General features: G+C 69.2%; 11 protein-coding genes. 5 read left to right on the top strand and 6 right to left on the bottom strand.

The features are described from left to right. The first annotated feature begins 71 nt into the window (after window positions 1-71). Both ACWEBX_RS07950 and ACWEBX_RS07945 read left to right on the top strand, forming a co-directional pair. The gene (locus ACWEBX_RS07950) at window positions 72-3,359 is read left to right on the top strand and encodes an NACHT domain-containing protein (protein ID WP_451884038.1); all 3,288 of its coding nucleotides are present in this window, start codon (window positions 72-74) and stop codon (window positions 3,357-3,359) included. Window positions 3,360-3,417: 58 nt separating this feature from the next. Next, the gene (locus ACWEBX_RS07945; protein WP_451884037.1) at window positions 3,418-3,744 is read left to right on the top strand and encodes a DUF4259 domain-containing protein; all 327 of its coding nucleotides are present in this window, start codon (window positions 3,418-3,420) and stop codon (window positions 3,742-3,744) included. A 71-nt stretch (window positions 3,745-3,815) separates the two neighbouring features. Here the strand turns inward: ACWEBX_RS07945 and ACWEBX_RS07940 are convergent, their stop codons facing one another. From ACWEBX_RS07940 to ACWEBX_RS07930, 3 genes are all read right to left on the bottom strand, one after another. Next, a complete protein-coding gene (locus ACWEBX_RS07940; protein ID WP_451884036.1) occupies window positions 3,816-4,304 on the bottom strand; it encodes a phosphotransferase in 489 nt (162 codons plus the stop codon). Window positions 4,305-4,569: 265 nt separating this feature from the next. Beyond that, window positions 4,570-5,004, bottom strand: coding sequence for a hypothetical protein (locus ACWEBX_RS07935; RefSeq protein ID WP_451884035.1), 435 nt, complete (start codon window positions 5,002-5,004; stop codon window positions 4,570-4,572). 84 nt (window positions 5,005-5,088) lie between these two features. Continuing rightward, window positions 5,089-5,583, bottom strand: a complete 495-nt coding sequence (locus ACWEBX_RS07930) for a hypothetical protein (RefSeq protein WP_451884034.1) — start codon at window positions 5,581-5,583, stop codon at window positions 5,089-5,091. 216 nt (window positions 5,584-5,799) lie between these two features. Here ACWEBX_RS07930 and ACWEBX_RS07925 point away from each other — a divergent pair, with 216 nt between their 5' ends. Continuing rightward, window positions 5,800-6,633 carry an SAM-dependent methyltransferase gene (locus ACWEBX_RS07925; RefSeq protein WP_451884033.1) on the top strand — a complete coding sequence of 278 codons (834 nt, stop codon included), beginning with the start codon at window positions 5,800-5,802 and terminating at the stop codon, window positions 6,631-6,633. Between the two features lie 991 nt (window positions 6,634-7,624). On the opposite strand, the gene ACWEBX_RS07920 is transcribed toward ACWEBX_RS07925, so the two are convergent. The 3 genes from ACWEBX_RS07920 to ACWEBX_RS07910 all read right to left on the bottom strand — a co-directional run bounded on the left by ACWEBX_RS07920 (window position 7,625) and on the right by ACWEBX_RS07910 (window position 13,505). Next, the gene (locus ACWEBX_RS07920; protein ID WP_451884032.1) at window positions 7,625-9,814 is read right to left on the bottom strand and encodes a tetratricopeptide repeat protein; all 2,190 of its coding nucleotides are present in this window, start codon (window positions 9,812-9,814) and stop codon (window positions 7,625-7,627) included. An 833-nt stretch (window positions 9,815-10,647) separates the two neighbouring features. Further along, window positions 10,648-12,414, bottom strand: coding sequence for an ATP-binding cassette domain-containing protein (locus ACWEBX_RS07915; protein ID WP_451884054.1), 1,767 nt, complete (start codon window positions 12,412-12,414; stop codon window positions 10,648-10,650). 209 nt (window positions 12,415-12,623) lie between these two features. Then, on the bottom strand, window positions 12,624-13,505 hold the full coding sequence (locus ACWEBX_RS07910; protein ID WP_451884031.1) for a phosphotransferase enzyme family protein: 882 nt from the start codon (window positions 13,503-13,505) through the stop codon (window positions 12,624-12,626). An 860-nt stretch (window positions 13,506-14,365) separates the two neighbouring features. On the opposite strand from ACWEBX_RS07910, the gene ACWEBX_RS07905 reads away from it, so the two are divergent. Both ACWEBX_RS07905 and ACWEBX_RS07900 read left to right on the top strand, forming a co-directional pair. Continuing rightward, window positions 14,366-15,181 carry an ABC transporter ATP-binding protein gene (locus ACWEBX_RS07905; protein ID WP_451884030.1) on the top strand — a complete coding sequence of 272 codons (816 nt, stop codon included), beginning with the start codon at window positions 14,366-14,368 and terminating at the stop codon, window positions 15,179-15,181. Next, window positions 15,178-17,664: an ABC transporter permease gene (locus ACWEBX_RS07900; RefSeq protein ID WP_451884029.1), complete on the top strand. Its 2,487-nt coding sequence runs from the start codon at window positions 15,178-15,180 to the stop codon at window positions 17,662-17,664. Before ACWEBX_RS07905 ends, ACWEBX_RS07900 begins: the two co-directional genes overlap by 4 nt. Window positions 17,665-17,738 lie beyond the last annotated feature (74 nt).

The raw sequence follows: 17,738 nt of genomic DNA, 5'->3' as shown, positions 1-17,738 counted from the left end.
CAGGTGCCGACGGGGGCTGTCAGCCCGTCCCGCTCGCTCGGGGGAAGGGAACGAGAACGAGCATGGACTTCATGGCAACTCTGGCAGGGCGGGCCGCTTCGCTGCTCGCCCGCCCGCTGGCCAACAAGATCCTTGTCGCCCGGACGCCCGGAGCGGGCCTGGTCGAGGGTGTCACCCCCCTGGCCCAGCGCGTCGCCTGGGGCGGAATGCAGCTGACCGTGACTGAGGACAGGATGCGCCGGCTCGTGTCCGAGCTGGTCGACAAGACCATCGGAACCGACCGGGAGCTCGAAGGGCTGAGCGACGAACGGCGGCTGATATCGGAGGCGCTGGTCGCCACGCTCATGAGCCTGGGCGAGCTGGACATGGCCATGGTGGAAGAGGCCGGATTCGACCACCAGGCGTTGGCGAAGCGGCTACGGGCCGACAAGCCCCCGAACGAGAAAGAGATGTCTGCGGACGCCGTCGTCTTCTACGACAACATCTTGCGTGTCTGCTCTCTGCACATCCTTGAATTCTTCTCCGAACAGCCGGAGTTCTCCCAGCTCGCCCTGCTGAGGTCGGTGCAGATCCTGAAGAGCCTCGACCTCGGTGTGCTGCAGGTCCTCGACCGGATCACCGCCGAGTCCGTGCTGGACCGGCAGTTCGAGATCGAGTACGGGGACAGCATCGCCAAGCGGTACGCGCAGTTGACCGTCTTCGGGATCGACCTGAAGGACATGAAGAACAGTTCGTGGCCGCTGGACATGGCATACACGCACCTTGAGATGGTCCAAGGCGGACGATACGCACCGAATGGCGGCGTGGAAGCCGAATGGCTGCCCGCCGCGCGCCGCGCGCACATCCCGCACTCGTCTCACACCGCCTTGCCGACGGAGGCCGCCCTGGCCGGACAGGAGCGCGTCTTCGTCCGCGGTGTGGCCGGATCGGGCAAGACCACGCTCGTCCAGTGGCTGGCGGTCACGACCGCCCAGCAGGGGTTCTCGCGAACTCTGGAATCGCTGAACGGCAAGGTTCCCTTCGTCCTGCCCCTGCGCACGCTGGCCAGAAGGCCCGAGGGTCTGCCGAGACCGAACGCGTTCCTGGAGGCGACCGGCCACCTGCTGGCGGGAAGTGAGCCGCAGGGCTGGGTGGTACGGATCATGAAAAGCGGACGTGCTCTGCTCATGGTCGACGGGATCGACGAGGTGACCGAGGAGTTCCGTCAGCAGGCCCATGCCTGGCTCCGCGAACTGCTCCAGCTCTTCCCGCAGACCGTCTGTGTCGTCACTGCCCGTCCCTCGTCGGTGCCCGATGCCTGGTTGGCCCGTGAGCGGTTCGTCGAGTTCGCCCTGAGCCCGATGAAGCGCCGGGACGTCCGGCTCTTCGTGAACCGTTGGCATCAGGCCACACGGACAACCATCGCCGCCGACGAGACACTTGCCCGCGCGGAGCTGGAGACGTACCAGGAGAAGCTCCTGGAGACCATCGATCTCAAGCCCGACCTGGCGCGCATCGCGTCGAACCCGCTCATGTGCGCGGTGGTGTGCGCTCTCAACAGGGACCGTCGCGGACGGCTGCCCAAGGGCCGGCAGGCTCTGTACGAGGCGGCGTTGCGCATGCTGCTGTCGGAGCGGGACGAACAGCGCTACGTCTCGGGACCGGAGCGGATCACCCTGGACGAGGAGGAGCAGCGGCTGCTGCTCCAGCGGCTCGCCTACTGGCTGATGAGGAACGGCCAGTCGGAGACGTCGACCGGCACGTTCGCGCGGATGATCCGCGAGGCGTTGCCCAGGATGTCGGGTGCGGGCGCCGGCGCTGGAGCGGGACCGCGCCGGGATCCGGTACCCCAGATGCTCAGTCATCTCATCAACCGTTCCGGTGTTCTGAGGGAACCCAGTTCCGAGACGGTGGAGTTCATCCACCGGACCTTCCAGGACTATCTGGGCGCACGAGCCGCCGTGGACGACGAGGACTTCGACTTTCTGGTGCAGCGGGCGCACGACGCGCTTTGGGAGGACGCCATAAGGATGGCCGTCGGACACTGCCGCCCAAGAGAACGCGACGAGTTCCTCCAAAAGATCATGGAACGTGCCCAGAACGAACCCGAGTTCAGCGCCCGTCTGCATCTGCTCGGCCTGGTGTGCCTGGAGCACTCTGCGGAGGTCGATCCGGACATCCGTCGGATGATCGAGTCGACGGCTGCGGACATCGTCCCGCCGGCGACCCTGGAGCAGGCCGAACGGCTTTCGCAGGTAGGGCCGTTCCTGTTGGAGCTGTTGCCGGGGCCGGACGGGCTCACGCCGATGCAAGCGCGATCCGTCGTCCGCGCCGCCGCGCTGATCGGTGGAACCGGGGCTGTGCGTGTCATCTCCCAATACGCGGGTACCGAGGACGAGGCGGTGCGTTCCGACATCGTCGAGGCCTGGTCCGAGTTCGATCCGGACGAATACGCGGAGATGGTCCTGACCCAGTCGGACTTCGTCGTCCGTGTGGTGGACGCCGCCCAGGCCAGGGCCAGCGGTCGGCTGGACAGAAGCGGCCATTTCATCTGCACCGGCGAGACGGTCTTCGCGGAGTACCTCGGCCATCTACCGGCGGCGACGATACGAAAGCTGTTCCTGGGCGGCGACCGCGGCGAGGCCGCGGGGCACGGCATGCTGGCCGCGTTCCGACTGCTGACCGACCTGGAACTCGTCGATTGCTCGGGGCTGACCGATCTCGGAGTGCTGGACGGACTGGCGCTGACCCGGCTGACCCTCAAGGGCCTCCCGCTCCGGACCATGGAGGGCCTCTCCCGGCAGCAGCGGCTCAATTCGCTGACCGTCGACCAGGGCAACCTGGCCACAGCACTACGAGCGGACTTCCCGCACCTTCCGAGGCTCCGCGATCTCAGGCTGGCCGGACTGCTGCCCCTGGAGAGCCTCTGCGAGGCCTTTCCCGGGGTGCGGCGGCTGCAGATTGCGCCCGCGGACGACCGGATCTCCCTGGAGTGGCTCGAAGGGATGGACGAACTGGAGGACCTCGACATCCACGTCGGTCCCGACTCGGTTCTTGACTTCGAGAGTCTTCCCGGTTCCCGGAGCCTCAAGAGGCTCTCCGTCTACGGGCGTCTGCCGCTTCGGATGGGGGAGCGAGACCTGGAGTCCCTCGGGCGACTGCCCTGCCTGGAGTCCGTCACTCTCCGATGGGCGGAGGGGCCCGGCGTGATCCGCGCTCCGGACCACATTCCGGGCAAGTACATGATGAGCATCCAGAACGCGGAGATCAAGAACGGCCACGGGACGCTCGTGAGGGCCGACCTGCACACACTCGTCACGGTGAGTGTCAACGGAGCGCAGCCGCCCGCCATGACGCATCCCGTGACACCCGATTTCTGACGGTGGATTCCGGGCCGGGGGGCCGCTGACGCGATGGGGGCCCCTGCTGGAGGGGCGGTTGACAGGCCCAATCGAGTTCGTACACGCCGCCGCGGACCCCGGGGACTACCTGAACACCCCCGACGCCGAGCGAGCTGTTGCCGCGGTGGCCCTGGTCGTCGCCCAGCAGCCCGACGGCGAACCCGCCTGTTCCGTCTACGGCCCGTCGGAACCGCTGCCGGAGTTCCCCGCCGACCTCCGAACACTCGCTGTCGACGCCCTGGATCAGGTGATCGCCGAGCTGTCCGAAATCGCCGAGCTGTGGGACGAGGTTCCGGACGGGTCGAAGTGGCGCCAAGGCATTGCCCGCCTCCGCGACATCCTCGACCCTCCGATCCCGCCGTAAGAGGAAACCCTCTTCCCGGTCACCGACCGCGGGGAGCCCCCGACCCCGGACTCGGCAGCGGAACCGCCCGCTCAGCCGGACAACAGCCGGATGTACATGATCCGTTCCCGGTCCGGCTCGACCCCGTAGGCATCGAGCGGAGGCTCTTCCCATCCCGGACCGCAGTTCCACTGCGTACTCCATGTGGCAACCGCGAGGTCGGCCCAACGGTCCGCGAGGCCGAGCGCGCACAGGTCGACGTGTCCGCCGCACGCGCCGTCCGCGCCGACAAGGGTGTTGGGAGCGCAAGCGTCTCCGTGGCACGCCACGAGGCGGTCGACGGGCGGAATGTCGGCCAGTGGGCCGAGTGCGCGCTCGACCGTGCCGAACCTCTGCGTGCCTTTGTGCCAGTCCGCCGGGTGTGTCCGGCCCGCCGCCGCCCGCGCCCGCTTCAGTCGCCCTTCGACGGACCAGTCGAAAGGGCAGTCCGCGACGGGCAGGGTGTCATGGCGAGCCCGTAGCCCAGGGCCGATCGCGCGTACGGTGGTGCCAGAGTCGTGCTTCCAGGGATTCAGAGCCATAGAGCCAGCGCGGCCACTGAACCGACGGCCGGAGCGAGGCCACCCAAGGACGCCCGCCCTGCCGGGCTCCCGTCGGGTCGGCTGCAGCGAGCCGAGGCCGGCAGCGGCCGAGCTGACATGGCCGCTTTCGAGCGCGACTTTCAGGTCGTCGTGCCGCTCCCGGCGAGATGCGGCGTGGGCGGCGTCGCGGTGTTTTCCGCTTGAATCTCCGGAGTCTGCTCTGTCAGCGACTGTCGGTACGGCTGTTGCCGGCGCCACAGGGGTCTCAGCTGAAAGCGTCGGTCATGCAGTCCGCTTGGCAGTCGGCGGCCGCATAGCGCCTGCGTAGGGCGGCAGATGCTTCCTCGTGATCCACGGAGAGGTGCCCGTAGCGCTGACGTGCCACCCTGACCACGTCCTTGACCGTGACGATGGCCGGTTCGCCCTGTGTGGCCGCGCCGCGTGCTTCTGCGATCGCCGTGTCCGCACAACGCAGCAGGTTTCTGGAACGATCCCGGATCGCGGCCGCTTGGGCCCGCTTCATCGCGAAGGGGCGTGCGACACGTCCCCGCCAGAGGAAGCCGGCGGCGACGAGTGCCAGGCCGAGCGCTATGAACAGGAGTCCGCCGGGATCGTGACGCATCCGTCCAGTCTTCCTCATCCGCCCGGTGATCCTGATGCCCGCGTCGACGTCGGCACTCAGCCAGAGCAGCCGCGTCACGCGACGCAAGCTCATTTTCCATGACCGGCCGGAATCCGCAGCGGTGTAGGAGAAGGAACTGGCCTGCCCCTGTCGGAATGATCGTCAGAAGAAGCCGAAGAAGCGAGCCCACCAGGTCGGCCGTTGAACATGCGACGGCAGACGGCTCGGCCCGTCGTAGTCGCTCTCCAGGAGTTCTTCGGCCATCACGACATAGCCGAGTTCGGCCAGCGCATGGTTGACCCTGGCGAGGTCGGCTCCGTCCAGTTCGCCCTCAGCCTGTGCTTCCTCCGTCCCGAGGAAGGCGCCGGGGTTGTCCGCGCACACGAGCGCCAATGAGCCGAACTTGCTCACACAAACGACGATCCGGGTTCCGCATACAGTCGACTCGCCGGGCACGACGACACGTCCGTATTCGCTGGAGTCCTGAGTGTCCTGCTCCGCCGTGCAGCGAGCCGCGAAGTCACCTTCGAGCCGGGCCACCAGACCACCGAAGTGGACGGCGATCGCTCCACGGTCGTAGTTCTGCGGCCGCTCCAGCCACTGCGGATCATCGAGCTCACGCAGCAACTCCAGCAGATCAGCTTCGCTTTCGGTCATGTGCTCATCTTGCGGAGACGCCCGCTAGCGGAGCGGCTCGGGTACCGCGTGCCTGCCGTAGGGGGGTGAGATCCCTCCACATCACATCGGCGTCACCCGGCACCGTGCGGGAACTCCAGAACCGTACGGGGTGGCCGTCCCGGGATCAACGAAGCGGCAGAACTTGCCAGTTCGATGGTCCAAAGTGCTGGGCAGCACGTTCTCTCGCGGGGGAGGATGGTCGTCATGACGAGCGAAGGCACCTCGATCGACGCCACAAAGCCCAGCATTGCGCGTGTGTACGACTATCTGCTGGGAGGCAAGGATAACTACGCCGTGGACCGGGAGATCGGCGACGTGTTCAAGCGTGATCTTCCCGGCTCCGTTGCGATCGCCTTCGCCAACCGCTCCGCGTTGACCCGGGCGGTCGCGGAGATCGCGACGACCACCGAGGTGACCCAGTTCATCGACCTGGGCAGCGGTCTGCCGACCGCCGACAACGTGCACCAGGTCGCGCAGCGCCATACCCCGGAGTCACGCGTGGTCTACGTCGACATCGACCCCCAAGTGCTCGTCCATGGGCGCGCCTTGCTGGAGGAGAACGACAGGACCCGGGTCATCGAGGCCGACGTCCGAGACCCCGAAGCCGTCTACAACCACCCCGAGACCCGGGAAATGATCGACTTCGACCGCCCGGTGGCCGTCGTGTTCAGTGCCATCCTCCATCACGTCAACGACGAGGAGGACCCTGCCGGGATCGTCCGCTTCTGGCGCGACCGCGTGCCCTCCGGAAGCTACTTCTTCGTCAGCCACTTCCGTTCCGGCAACAACCCGGAGACGGCCGAGGCGGAGAAGGTCCTCCAGCAGACGTTCGGCCGTGGCCGCTGGCGTACCGACCAGGAGATCGCGTCCCTGCTGGACGGTCTGGAGATCCTCGACCCCGGAGTCGTAGCCGCCTCGCTGTGGCGCCCCGCAGAGGTGGACAACGACAACCCGTGGAACGCCGGCGGCGCAAGGGAACTCACCGTCTGGGAACACCTCATCGCCGCGGGGCTGGCCCGCAAGGACTGACGGCAACCGGTTCTCCGTACCCCGGGTGGTCGGCGTGCCCGCCGTCGGGTCAGCGCGGGATTTCATTTCCTCGTGCCCTGGCTCGAAGGGTGGCGAAGGTGTGCGCAACCTTTCAAGTCTGAAGTGCCATTACGGGCAGGAATGGCCCCTGAGCTGTGATCGCTGACTTATCGCCATATTCAGCCGCACGTACCGTGGTTGAGTGCTCATTGTGCGACCGGTCTCATGCAATACGCCGGTCTGTCGGCGGTGCATTCGGAACAGCGCTCCGGTGAACTCGAGGACCTACTCGACGTGGAGCGCGAGTGGGCGACGCGACTCGTCGTAACCTGATCCAGTGACCTTGCGCGTCCTTGCCCCGCAGGTGAACGGGCTGATGAGGGCTCTCCGCGTGATGTAAACGATCAGCTCGGCGTGGCTGCCTGAGGCGTGCCGCAGCGGAAGGTATGGTGACGCGGAACCCCTGTTGGGTTGCGTGATGGGGAAATCACGTGGTGTCCGCCGGTGGGTCAGGCCGGGATTCCCGATTCGCGGCCGGTGATTCCGCAGGAACGGTCCTGTCGCCGACTTCCGTCCGGGGGCGTAGCTTCTGAGCCCCAGTCACGTATTAAGCATTCTTATACGAATGACCGGAGAGGGGAACGTCCGAGTGTCAAAAAATGGTGGGGAACCCGATCCCCCGCCCACCGAGCAAGGCGATTCCACCCCCCGATCCACGCCGCTTCCGGCGGAAGCTCTGGCCTTCAGGTAGTCGGGACCTGAAGGGCTCGGCGCATCGTCGGAACCCGGAAACCCGGCTCGGCGGAAGCGCGAGAGTGTTGTGTCGTGTTCGTGTGTGTTCACTGTAGTGCGTGACCGTCCCGATGGGGTGATCTGTCCCGCGTGTCGTGTTTATAGGCAAGTTTGCCTATGGCTCAGGGAGGCGGTCTGGTCGCCCGATACACGGTGGCAAAGTTACCGCAGCCACAGGTCATCTGACGGTATGACAGTCTTACCTGTCGGGTGTAGGGCAGGCCTTATGATCCAGATCGTCCCATCGCTGAAGCAGCGACTTGCATCGCACTGTCTGGGGATGAAGCTCACCCAATCGTTCCCGGCACCGCTCGCCCACATCCTCAAGGGTCGCGCGTGCCTCTCTGGTCCGGGTCCTCGCGCGCAGGATGACGGCCAGCAGATACCCCGTACTCAACGTCAGTCCGTGATCGTCCCCGTACAGTGATCGTCGCGCCGCAAGCGCCTGCTCACATTCCTCGTGCGCCTGTTCGGGCAGGCCCATGTCCTGCAGCAGGCAGGCGTAGTTGTGCCGCACGGTCACCGTCCGGGGATGCCCGGCCCCCGAGACTTGCTGCTGCAGGACCAGCAAGGCCTCGTACTCCTCGCGGGCCTCGGCCCACCGGTCCATCCCGTGCAGTACGCGCGCCAGTTCGTGGCGGGCTGTCAGGGCGTCCGGGTCCTCCGCTCCGCCGATTTGCTCACGCGTCTCGCGCACGGCCCGAAGGTGTTCCTGGGCCTGCTGCAACTGACCTTGGTCCAGCAGGACGCGCCCCAGCTCGTGCCGCACTTTGAGGGTATGGGTGTGAGATGCCCCCCTGCCGTTCGAGAGTGCCTGCCACACTTGCGTATACAAGGCTTGGGCCGCCTCCCATTCGCCCAGACTGTGCAGGACGAGCGCCAGGCTGTGCCGTGTGGTCGCCGTACTGAGGTCGTCGGCGCCCAGGCGGACTCTGAGTGCCAGCACCCCTTCCAGGCTCTCGCGTGCCTGCTTGTGCATGCCCTGCGCCTGCAGGAATCGTGCCGCCCGCTCGGCTGCCTCCGCGCACACCTCGCGTTCTGCCGGGCTGAATCCAGCGGCCTCCGAGCGTCCCTGCCGCAGCAGATCCAGGCAGTGCGGGGCCAGTGCCCGCCACACGGGCCACGCCGCAGGGTTCTCCGGCGCCTCTTCCACCTCTTTGAGGCTCAGTACGCGTTCCATCAGAGCCACCGGAACGGTGGACGGGGACCCGGCGCGGGCGATGTCACGGATCAACGGATGCAGACTCACGCAGAGGGGTCCTTCGTGCTTCGGTGCAGAACCGTCGAGTTCGACGAGCTGCAATGCGGCCAACTCCTGCAAGGTGCGCCAGACCGTGGTTCCGTCGAGACCGGAGCCACCGGGCAGGGCACTCAGCACGGCCGGCCGCAGCAGGAGCGTGTAGGGGATCGGCGCCGCGCTGAAGGAGGCAAGGAGGCGCACCAGATACGGTGCGTGGACCAGACCTTGACGCTGCAGCAGCTCCACCGACATCCGCCATGCGCCGGCGACTGCCGCAGCCGGATTCAGGTCGATCCCATACTGATCGAGAGCCAGTCGAAATCCGGTGAAGTCCACCGGCGTGTGGTCACTGCGTAATGACCGCGGCATGGCGACAGCCTCCGAAAGGTACGAGGCCGCGAGCCGCAGTGCCAGCGGAAGTCCGCCCAGGCGGTGCGCCAACCGGCAGGCCTCCGTCCGCGTGCCCGCCGATCCACCCGTATGGTCCAGTAACACACTCGCCGCCTCCTCCAAGGCCAGCGGACCCACGGCGTGGAGCAGCGCGCCGCCTCCCCACAGCCGGGCGATGCCGCACGGAGAGGTGATCACCACCAGTCCCGCCGGACAGCCGTGTGGACGGACCCAGCCCGTTCCGGCGGTGAGACGTCCAGGGCCGTCCAACAGGGACAGATCCTCGACGCCGTCCACGATCAGCAGCCACCGGTGCGGCGAGCTTTCCAGACGTTCCCACAGCGCATCGACGACCCCGCCGCCGTGGACCTCCTGCGTGCCGACCTCCATCTGCCGGGCCACCGCCCGCATGCCCGACACGAATGCCGCCTCGTGCCGCCCGTCCACCCAGAACACCCGCTCGGCAGGTGCACGCCCGCCGGCTCCGGCGCGGACCCGCATCACCATCTCCAGGGCCACGGCCGTCTTTCCGATCCCACTCATACCGTGCAGCACGTGCAAGAGGCCGTCACCCGGCTGCTGCCACAACCGCGTCAACCGGGCCACCAGTTCTTCACGACCCCGCAGCGGGATCCGCCAATCACGCTCCCCGACAGGCGCCGCCAGCGTGACGTCACCCTCTGACACGTCGCCCTGCCCGCTCACCACCACATGGGCGATGTTCAGGTTCTCGGCGGCCACCGTGCCGAAACGCGCCATCGCACCGCCCGGCTCTACCTCCCCGGCTGTGCGGGGCCGGTAAAAGGGGCGGAGAGATGAATTCCTCCCTCGACACGAAGTGATGCGGAGGCCACCGACCCGCTTTCGGCCCGCACGGTGACGTCCCGGCCGACCTGCACGTCCCCTGTCCGGTCGGACTTTCCCGCTGCGGCGGAAGCACTCCTCAAATCATCCACCAGGACCGCGCGCTCGGAATGTGGAAGCTGCTCCAGCCAGCTCTCCAAGTATCCGTGCCACACGCCTCGCCACTGGTTCCGCAGAAGATCCTGAGCGGCAGGCGCTGGCTCGGCAGTCAGCTCCGATTCCATGCGGTCCAGTAGCAGCGCGGCGTGACGGCCGCGGTCGTGATGCCTCGAGAACACCTGCCGTATGCGCTCCCTCGCGGCAGCCCAGGCGTCTGTTCCCGCAGCCTGCACGACGGCAGCGCCCCCTGCCGCCGCTAAAGCGACAATGGACTCATTCAACACGTGTGTCCCCCTGTGGTTCCAACCAGTCGAAGCGCCCATGACCCGCACGCGTCATGGTGTGGCGAATCCCTGCCCCTATTCATTCCGCGCCTATCGGCGGTCAACCGTCAGCGGTGAAGCAGGGGGCGCGAGGAGGGCGCAAAGATGAACTATCTGCCGAACGCAGTGCCACCGTTCCCAACGAATGACCGCAGTCGAAGTCACCCCGCTGCCGGAAAGGGATGGAACAGAGGTGGTGCAGGGGGAAAATATGCCCGTCCGGGAAACGTGAAAGTTGACATTGCCGGAGAATCGATCAGTGGGCGGGGCCGCGTCCGCACGCGGCCCCGCCTGCTGGGTGAGAGGTCAGCGGTCCTGGGCGAGCGCGTACAGCTCGCCCAAGAGGCTCCCCTCAGTGGCGACGAGGGCATCGAAGGTGCCCTCCTCGCGGATGCGTCCGCCGTCGAGGACGATGACGCGGTCGGCCATTCTCACGTTGTCCAAGCGGTGTGTGACGACCACGGTGATGCGGTCCGGGGCCATCTCGCGGAGCTCGCGGAAGATCAGGTGCTCGCCGCGGGCGTCCATCTCGCTGGTCGGCTCGTCCAGGACGAGCACGGCCGGCTCCCGGTACATCGCCCGCGCGCAGGCCAGACGCTGCCACTGACCGCCGGACAGCTCGTGCCCGCCCCATACCGAGCGGGCCAGCAGGGTGTCGAGCTGATCCGGGAGCCCTTCGAGGACCTTGGCCATCCCGACGCGTTCCGCGGCGTCCCAGACGCGTTCGTCCCCGTGCTCGCGGGGCTGGCCCAGGGTGATGTTCTCCCGGGCGCGCAGCGGCCAGTGCCCGTTCTTCTGGGGGACGAGGCCGACGTGCCGCCAGACGGACTCGGCGTCGGCCGTGGCGAGGTCGGTGTCGTCCCACCGGACGGTTCCGCCGGTCGGCACGGTCAGCCCGGTGAGCAGGCGGATCAGGGTCGACTTGCCGGCGCCGTTCTCGCCGACCAGCGCGACGACCTCGCCGCGGTTGAGGGTGAGAGTGATCGGGTGCAAGGCGGGGGCGTCCTTGTTGGGATACGTGAACTCGGCCTCGGACAGGCGGATCTGCTGCGGCGCCTGGGCCCGGGTGGTGCCGCGGGCGGTGGTCATGGAGCGGACTTCGTCGACGAAGGTGTAGTAGTCGCTGAGGTAGAGGCCGTGGTGGAACATCACCGCGCCGTACCGCACGATCGAGTTGAGGGCGCGGCCGGCCGTCTGCGAGGCGACGACGGCGGTTCCGGCGATCGCCGTCGACATGGCTCCCGAGACGACGAGCGTCGCCAAGGAGACCCACATGCCGAGCGTGAACAGGCCTGCCAGGGAAGCCGCGAGGAGCGTCACCAGCAAGTACGGCCGGGCACCCTGGAGTTCGCGTCCCTCGACCCGGTCGCACATCGCCCGGTACCAGGAGTGCAGGTAGGGGCGCATCGTGTTCGCGCGCAGTTCGTCGGCGAGTTCAGAGGTGGTGAGCCACCAGCGCATCATGCCGCGCACGTTGCGGGCGGAGAGGGTGCGGTCGTGGACGCGATAGTCGATCCGCGCGGCGATGACTCCGCCCAGGCCCCTCGGAACGACCGACAGCAGCAACACGCCCAGGAGCAGAGGGTGGAGGGAGGTGAGGACGGTCGCGGCGGACACCAGTTGCACGAAGCCGTTGGTGAGCGTCTTGGCGTCGTCGGCGAGGTCGACCGCGCGCAGCGCCCCGATCTCCGCGGCTTGGCTCCGGTCGGTGAACCCTTCGGTGTCGTACGCCGAGAGCTCGGCTCTCATGTGGAGGTCGACCAGGGTGAGATCGGCGGCCGAGGCGATCTTCGGATTGAGGCGGCGGGTCGCCCAGTCCGCGAGGATCCACATACCCGAACCCATGGCCATCGCGACGACCGCGACGGTCAGTGCCGGCCAGGCCTGCCGGAGCCCGGTGCGGGCGTCGGCGGTGGCGAGGTGGGGCAGCGCTCTGGAGACCGCGGTGAGCATGACGGCGGTGCCGAGGCCGGACAGCACCTGGCACAGGAGGATCGTGATCGTCATCCGTCGGTCGACGGACCAGGCCAGCCGGGCCGACTGGGCGAGCGCCGTCGGGATGCGGCGGGCCATGTCCCACAAGGTGGCGTCGTCCATGGCCCGGCGGTGCTTGCGCCCGTTGTAGTCCAGCTCGGGGGGAGCCGAGGGCTGAGGGGCCGCCGAGCGGGCGCCGGGAACGGCCGCCGCCGTGTCCCCGGCGGCGGGCAGGGCGTGCGGCACGGCGGCGGACAGGGCCTGCGGCACGGCGGCCGCCGGCGGTCGGCTGGTGATACGGAACCGCTTCACGCGAACACCCCCGCCATCAGTCGGTTCAGGGTGCGACGCCCGCGCGCGGCGAGGCATGGATCGTCGTGCTCCTCGCCCCAGGTGAGTGCACTCACCGCGTCCAGGCCGGCCAGGCACTTCAGCACATGGAGCTCCTGTGGTGTCAGCTCGCGTCCGTACCCGCTCAGGCAGGCGGCGCGCAGCCGCGGTCTGTCGGCCCACACTCCGCAGGCCAGGGCGACGAACTCCTGGACGACCGGCGCGAATCGGGACCGCTCGAAGTCGATCCAGGCCCCGCGCCCCGACCAGACCAGGTTCCTCGGCCGGGCGTCGCCGTGGATGAACCCGAGCGGCAACGGCCCCACCCAGCGGAGCTGTTGGGTCAGGGTGCGTACGAGTGCGCGCTCCTCTTCGGTCAGCCGATCCCCGGCGTCGTCGAGGCGTCCGTCCAGGCCGTGCGCCGCCGAGCACAGCGCTTCTTCGGCCTCGATGCGCCAGGGGCCGGTCAGGTCGCCGGCCGCGTGCAGCCGGGCCAGGAGCAGACCGCCCTGCCGGTGTGCCTCGTACTCCTCGGCCGCCGTGAGCGTGAGCTCCTGCACCGGGCGGCCGGGCACGGCGGTCGTCAGCAGCGCCAAGTGCTCGGTGCTGGACGCCCGGAGCTGAGGCGCTCGGCCGGCTCCCAGCGCGGGCACCGCGTGCCGCAGGGCGAACGTCTCCCTCTCGTACGTCCGCGCCGTGCCGGAGATCTTCAGGTGGAACCGGCAGCCGTCGCCGCGTACGAGCTCCCACACCCGGGAGGCCCGCCGCGGGTGGGATGCGTCCCGGACCTCGGCGACGGCCCCGATCTCCCGCTCGGCCCAGCCGCGCAGCGCCGCGGGAAGTGCTGTCGCGTCGCTCATACCCCCCACCTCGGTGACGGTCGTGATGCCGATGCGAACGGGGCGCGGCGCGCGTCCGCCGGGCGCTGGAGCACCACGGGCTTGACGGACACGGTGGGAGGATTTTCGAACGAAGGGTGGGCGGCGGGAAGAGGGCGTACGGGATTCACGGTTTTCTCCTCGGTAGGGATCGGGTGGAGCACCCCGGACAACGCGGCTGTTCACGGGGGCGATACGGGGTGTACCGGGCGACGGATCGATCGCAGGTTCGAGCTGTGGTGTGAGGGGCAAGCGCGGTCGGCGCTCGTACCCGTTCGATTCACTCGGCCAGGGGACAGCGGTGAAGGCGTGACCCGAATGGGGGATTGCGTGAGGGCGTGGAATGCACCGGTCTCCTAGGTAGGGCGTTGCGGGGGCCGAGGGACGGAACCCTGGGCCACGCCACTGACAATCGGGTGGATGCGGTGCCGGGATCCGGACAATCCGAGCGGCCCGTTCGGCGTCGAACGCCGGTCTTCGCGGCGACCGAATGGCCTGGGGCGGAGTCAGGAGAAAGGATTCTCGAACCGGTCGACGAATCCCCGGAGTTGAGCGGTCGATGAGATGGCTTGAACTGCCCGGACCGTACGTGCGGCGTGGTCGGATTCCAGAGCGGTGCATCACGGGGCGACGTGCCTGCGGCTGTCGTCAGCCCCATGCGCCGGTGCGTGCCGGACGGTGACGTGAGCGCGTCGGCGTCGGCGGCGTCGTCTCGGCGTTCCGCCAAAGTTCGGTCTCGGGTTAACCCCACCCTCGATCCGCCAGCAGCCGCCATGGTCCGCGGTGACCGCGATCCGTAGCGTCGAGCTGTCGCTGCGAGAAGATCGTGAGAGGGCGGAACATTGAGGCTGCGCGGGAACAAGCGCCAGAAGGCGGACAGCCCGGCGGGAGTCCAGGGCACGTCCGCCTTCGCGGTCGAACTGCGCGGCGTACGGCGGCAGTACGGCCGCGGCCACGGCGCCGTGCACGCCCTCGCCGGCGTCGACCTCGCCCTCGCGCGCGGCACCTTCACCGCCGTCATGGGCCCGTCCGGCTCCGGCAAGTCCACGTTCCTGCAGTGCGCGGCCGGGCTCGACCGGCCGTCGGCCGGCTCCGTACGCCTCGGCGGTACGGAGATCACGGGAATGCGGGAGAACCGGCTCACCGAGCTGCGCCGCGGCCGCATCGGCTTCGTCTTCCAGGCCTTCAACCTGCTGCCGTCCCTCACCGTCGAGCAGAACGTGTTGCTCCCGATGCGGCTGGCCGGTCAGCGCCGGGACCGCCGCCGCGCCGCCGAGGTGCTGGCGCGGGTCGGGCTCGCCGACAAGGCCGGACGTCGGCCCGGCGAGCTCTCCGGCGGCCAGCAGCAGCGCGTCGCCATCGCCCGTGCGCTGGTCACCAGCCCGGACGTGATCTTCGCCGACGAGCCCACCGGCGCTCTCGACACCAACACCGCGGCCGAGATCCTCGGCCTGCTCCGGCACGCGGTGGACGCCCTCGGCGCCACGGTCGTCATGGTCACCCACGATCCGGCCGCCGCCACCTGGGCCGACCGTGTGCTGTTCCTCGCGGACGGCGTCTTCGCCGACGGCCTCGACCGAGGCGCGCCGGAGCAGATCGCGGCGCGGATGGCCGCCCTCACCTCCCGGACGGGCACGATGGCGAGGGCCGCGGCGTGAGGAGCCTCGCCCCCAACGGCCTCGCCCGCGCGGCCGTGCGCTTCAAACCAGCCTCGTTCGCGGGCACGTTCGTCGCCCTGATGATGTCGGCCCTGATCGTCTCCGCCTGTGGGATCCTCCTGGAGACGGGTGCGCGTGCCTCGGTGCCGGCGGAGCGATATGCGCATTCCGCGGTCGTCGTGGCGGCCGACCAGTACGCCCATCTGGTCACGGGCAGCGGCGACAGCCGTTCGGACTCCCCGGGACTGCTGCCGGACACCGCGCGCGTGGATGCCGTACTGGCGCGCAGGGCGGCCCGCGTGCCCCAAGTGAAGGCGGCGGTGCCGGACTTCACGTTCCCCGTACGTCAGGGTGACGGAGTGCTGACCGGGCACGGCTGGGGTTCACACGGCTTCACCGATGCCGCGCTCGTCTCCGGGACCGCGCCCCGTACCGGCGAGGTCGTGCTCGACGCGGCGGCTGCGAGGGCCGGCGTCGGCGACACTGTCTCCCTCGAAACCGCCACCGGTCGGGCCGACTTCCGTGTCTCCGGGCTCGCGGAGGCCGGATCCGGTGACGTGCCGGGGGGCGCCACGGGCTGGTTCTCCGACGCCCAGGCGCCCGCGCTCGCCGGGCACCCGGGCAAGGCCGACGCCATCGCCGTCATGGTGAAGACCGGGGCGGACGCCGACGCCGTTGCCGACGGGGTGCAGAAGGCGCTCGCCGGTACTCGGGCCAAGGTGTACACAGGCGACGGTCGCGGCGCCGTCGAGGAGCACGGGCTCGGGTACGCCAAGGAGACGCTCACCGGCCTCGGAGGATCCTTCGGCGGGATCGCCGCCGTGGTCGCCGTCTTCACGGCGGCCGGCACGGTCGCTCTGTCCGTCGCCCAGCGCGCCCGGGAATTCGCGCTGCTGCGCGCCGTCGGAGCCACCCCGCGGCAGATCCGCCGCGCGGTCGCCGCGGAGGCACTGCTCGTCGCGCCCATCGCGGGGCTGGTCGGCTGCCTGCCCGGGGTCGGCCTCGCGTACTGGTGGTTCGGGCAGTTGAAGGACCGCGGAGCCGTCCCGGAAGCCGTTGACCTGCACGTGTCCTTCATCCCGCTCGTCGTCGCCGTCGGCCTGGGACTGCTGACCGCGCTCGTGGCCGGCTGGGCGGCCGGCCGCAGGCCGGCGAGGACCAGGCCGGGCCAGGCGCTCACCGACGCGTCGGTGGAACGGCTGCGGCCGGGCGTGATCCGTACCGGACTGGGCATCGGAGCCCTCGTCGGCGGGGGGTTCCTCACCGGTCTCGCCGCCCGTTCGGCCGGGGAGGACGCCGCCAACGCGGCCCTGGGCGTCGTCATGCTCTTCATGCTCGCCGTCGCCCTTCTCGGCCCTCTGGTGGCGCGGCTGTGCGCCACGCTGTTCGGGTCGGCGCTGCGTGACGGCAGCGCCGCGGCCGCACTGGCCGCCGCCAACTCCCGTACGAACGCACGCCGGATGGCGTCCGCGATCACCCCGATCGTGCTGGCCATGGCGTTCGCCTCGACGCTCGTCTTCATGCACACGAGCGAGAGCCACGTCGCCGCGCAGCAGTTGCGTGCCGGCGTCACCGCGGACCACGTCGTCACGGATCCGGCCGGACTGCCCGCCGACGCGGTCTCCCGGGCCGCCCGCTTGCCGGGTGTCGACGTGGCCGTCGGCCTTCTCGAAACCCAGGTACTCGTGCCCGTCGGCTCCGGCGGAGACCGATGGCTCGAGGGCGCGGCGACCCAGGGCATCTCCGGCTCCGGCGCGCAGCTCGCGAAGGTGCAGGACCTCGACGTACGCAGCGGCAGCCTTGACCGGGTCGGCCGGGGCCGTATCGCCATCGACAGGACCCTCGCCACCTCGGCGAAGGCCGGGATCGGCGACAGGCTGCCGCTCTACCTCCCCGACGGCACCAGGGTCAGCCCCGAAGTCGTCGCCGTGTACGGTCGTGGCCTCGGCCTCGCGGCGGTGACCATGGACCGGGCGTCGCTGGCCGCCCACGTCACCTCGGGCTTCGACGGCACGCTGCTGGTACGGGGCGGCGACGCCCGGGCCCTGGCACCCCTGGGGAAGGTCACCGACGCCTTCGGCTACGCCGTCGAGCGGAACACCGACAGCGAACTCAACGCCTGGGCGAACTACACGATGGCCGCGGTCCTCGGCGGCTTCGCGGCCGTCGCCGCGGCCAACACGCTGGTGATGACCGTCCTCGACCGACGCCGTGAACTGGGCATGCTCCGCCTCGTCGGCGCCACCCGGATCCAGGTGATGCGGATGCTCCGCTGGGAGGGACTGCTGGTGGCGACGGCGGGCGTGGTCCTGGGCACGATCATCGCCGTGGCCACGCTGATCCCGATGACACGCGGTCTGACGGGGGAGTCCCCGTACATACCCCCGCTGACGTACGGGGCTTTCGCCGCGGCGGCGGTCGGCCTCGGCCTGCTCGCCGTCAGCCTCCCCGCGCGAGCGGTACTGCGTGACGGGCGAGACTGAGACCGGTGGCCGGGCTGGGACTTCAGGCGGGTACGTGGGACGAGCCCTGCTCGCCGGAGGTGACCCCACCGACG

Source organism: Streptomyces sp. NPDC005070 (assembly GCF_053600395.1).
Note: the sequence above shows the minus strand (reverse complement) of the source record. Positions and strands in the feature narration are given on the sequence as shown.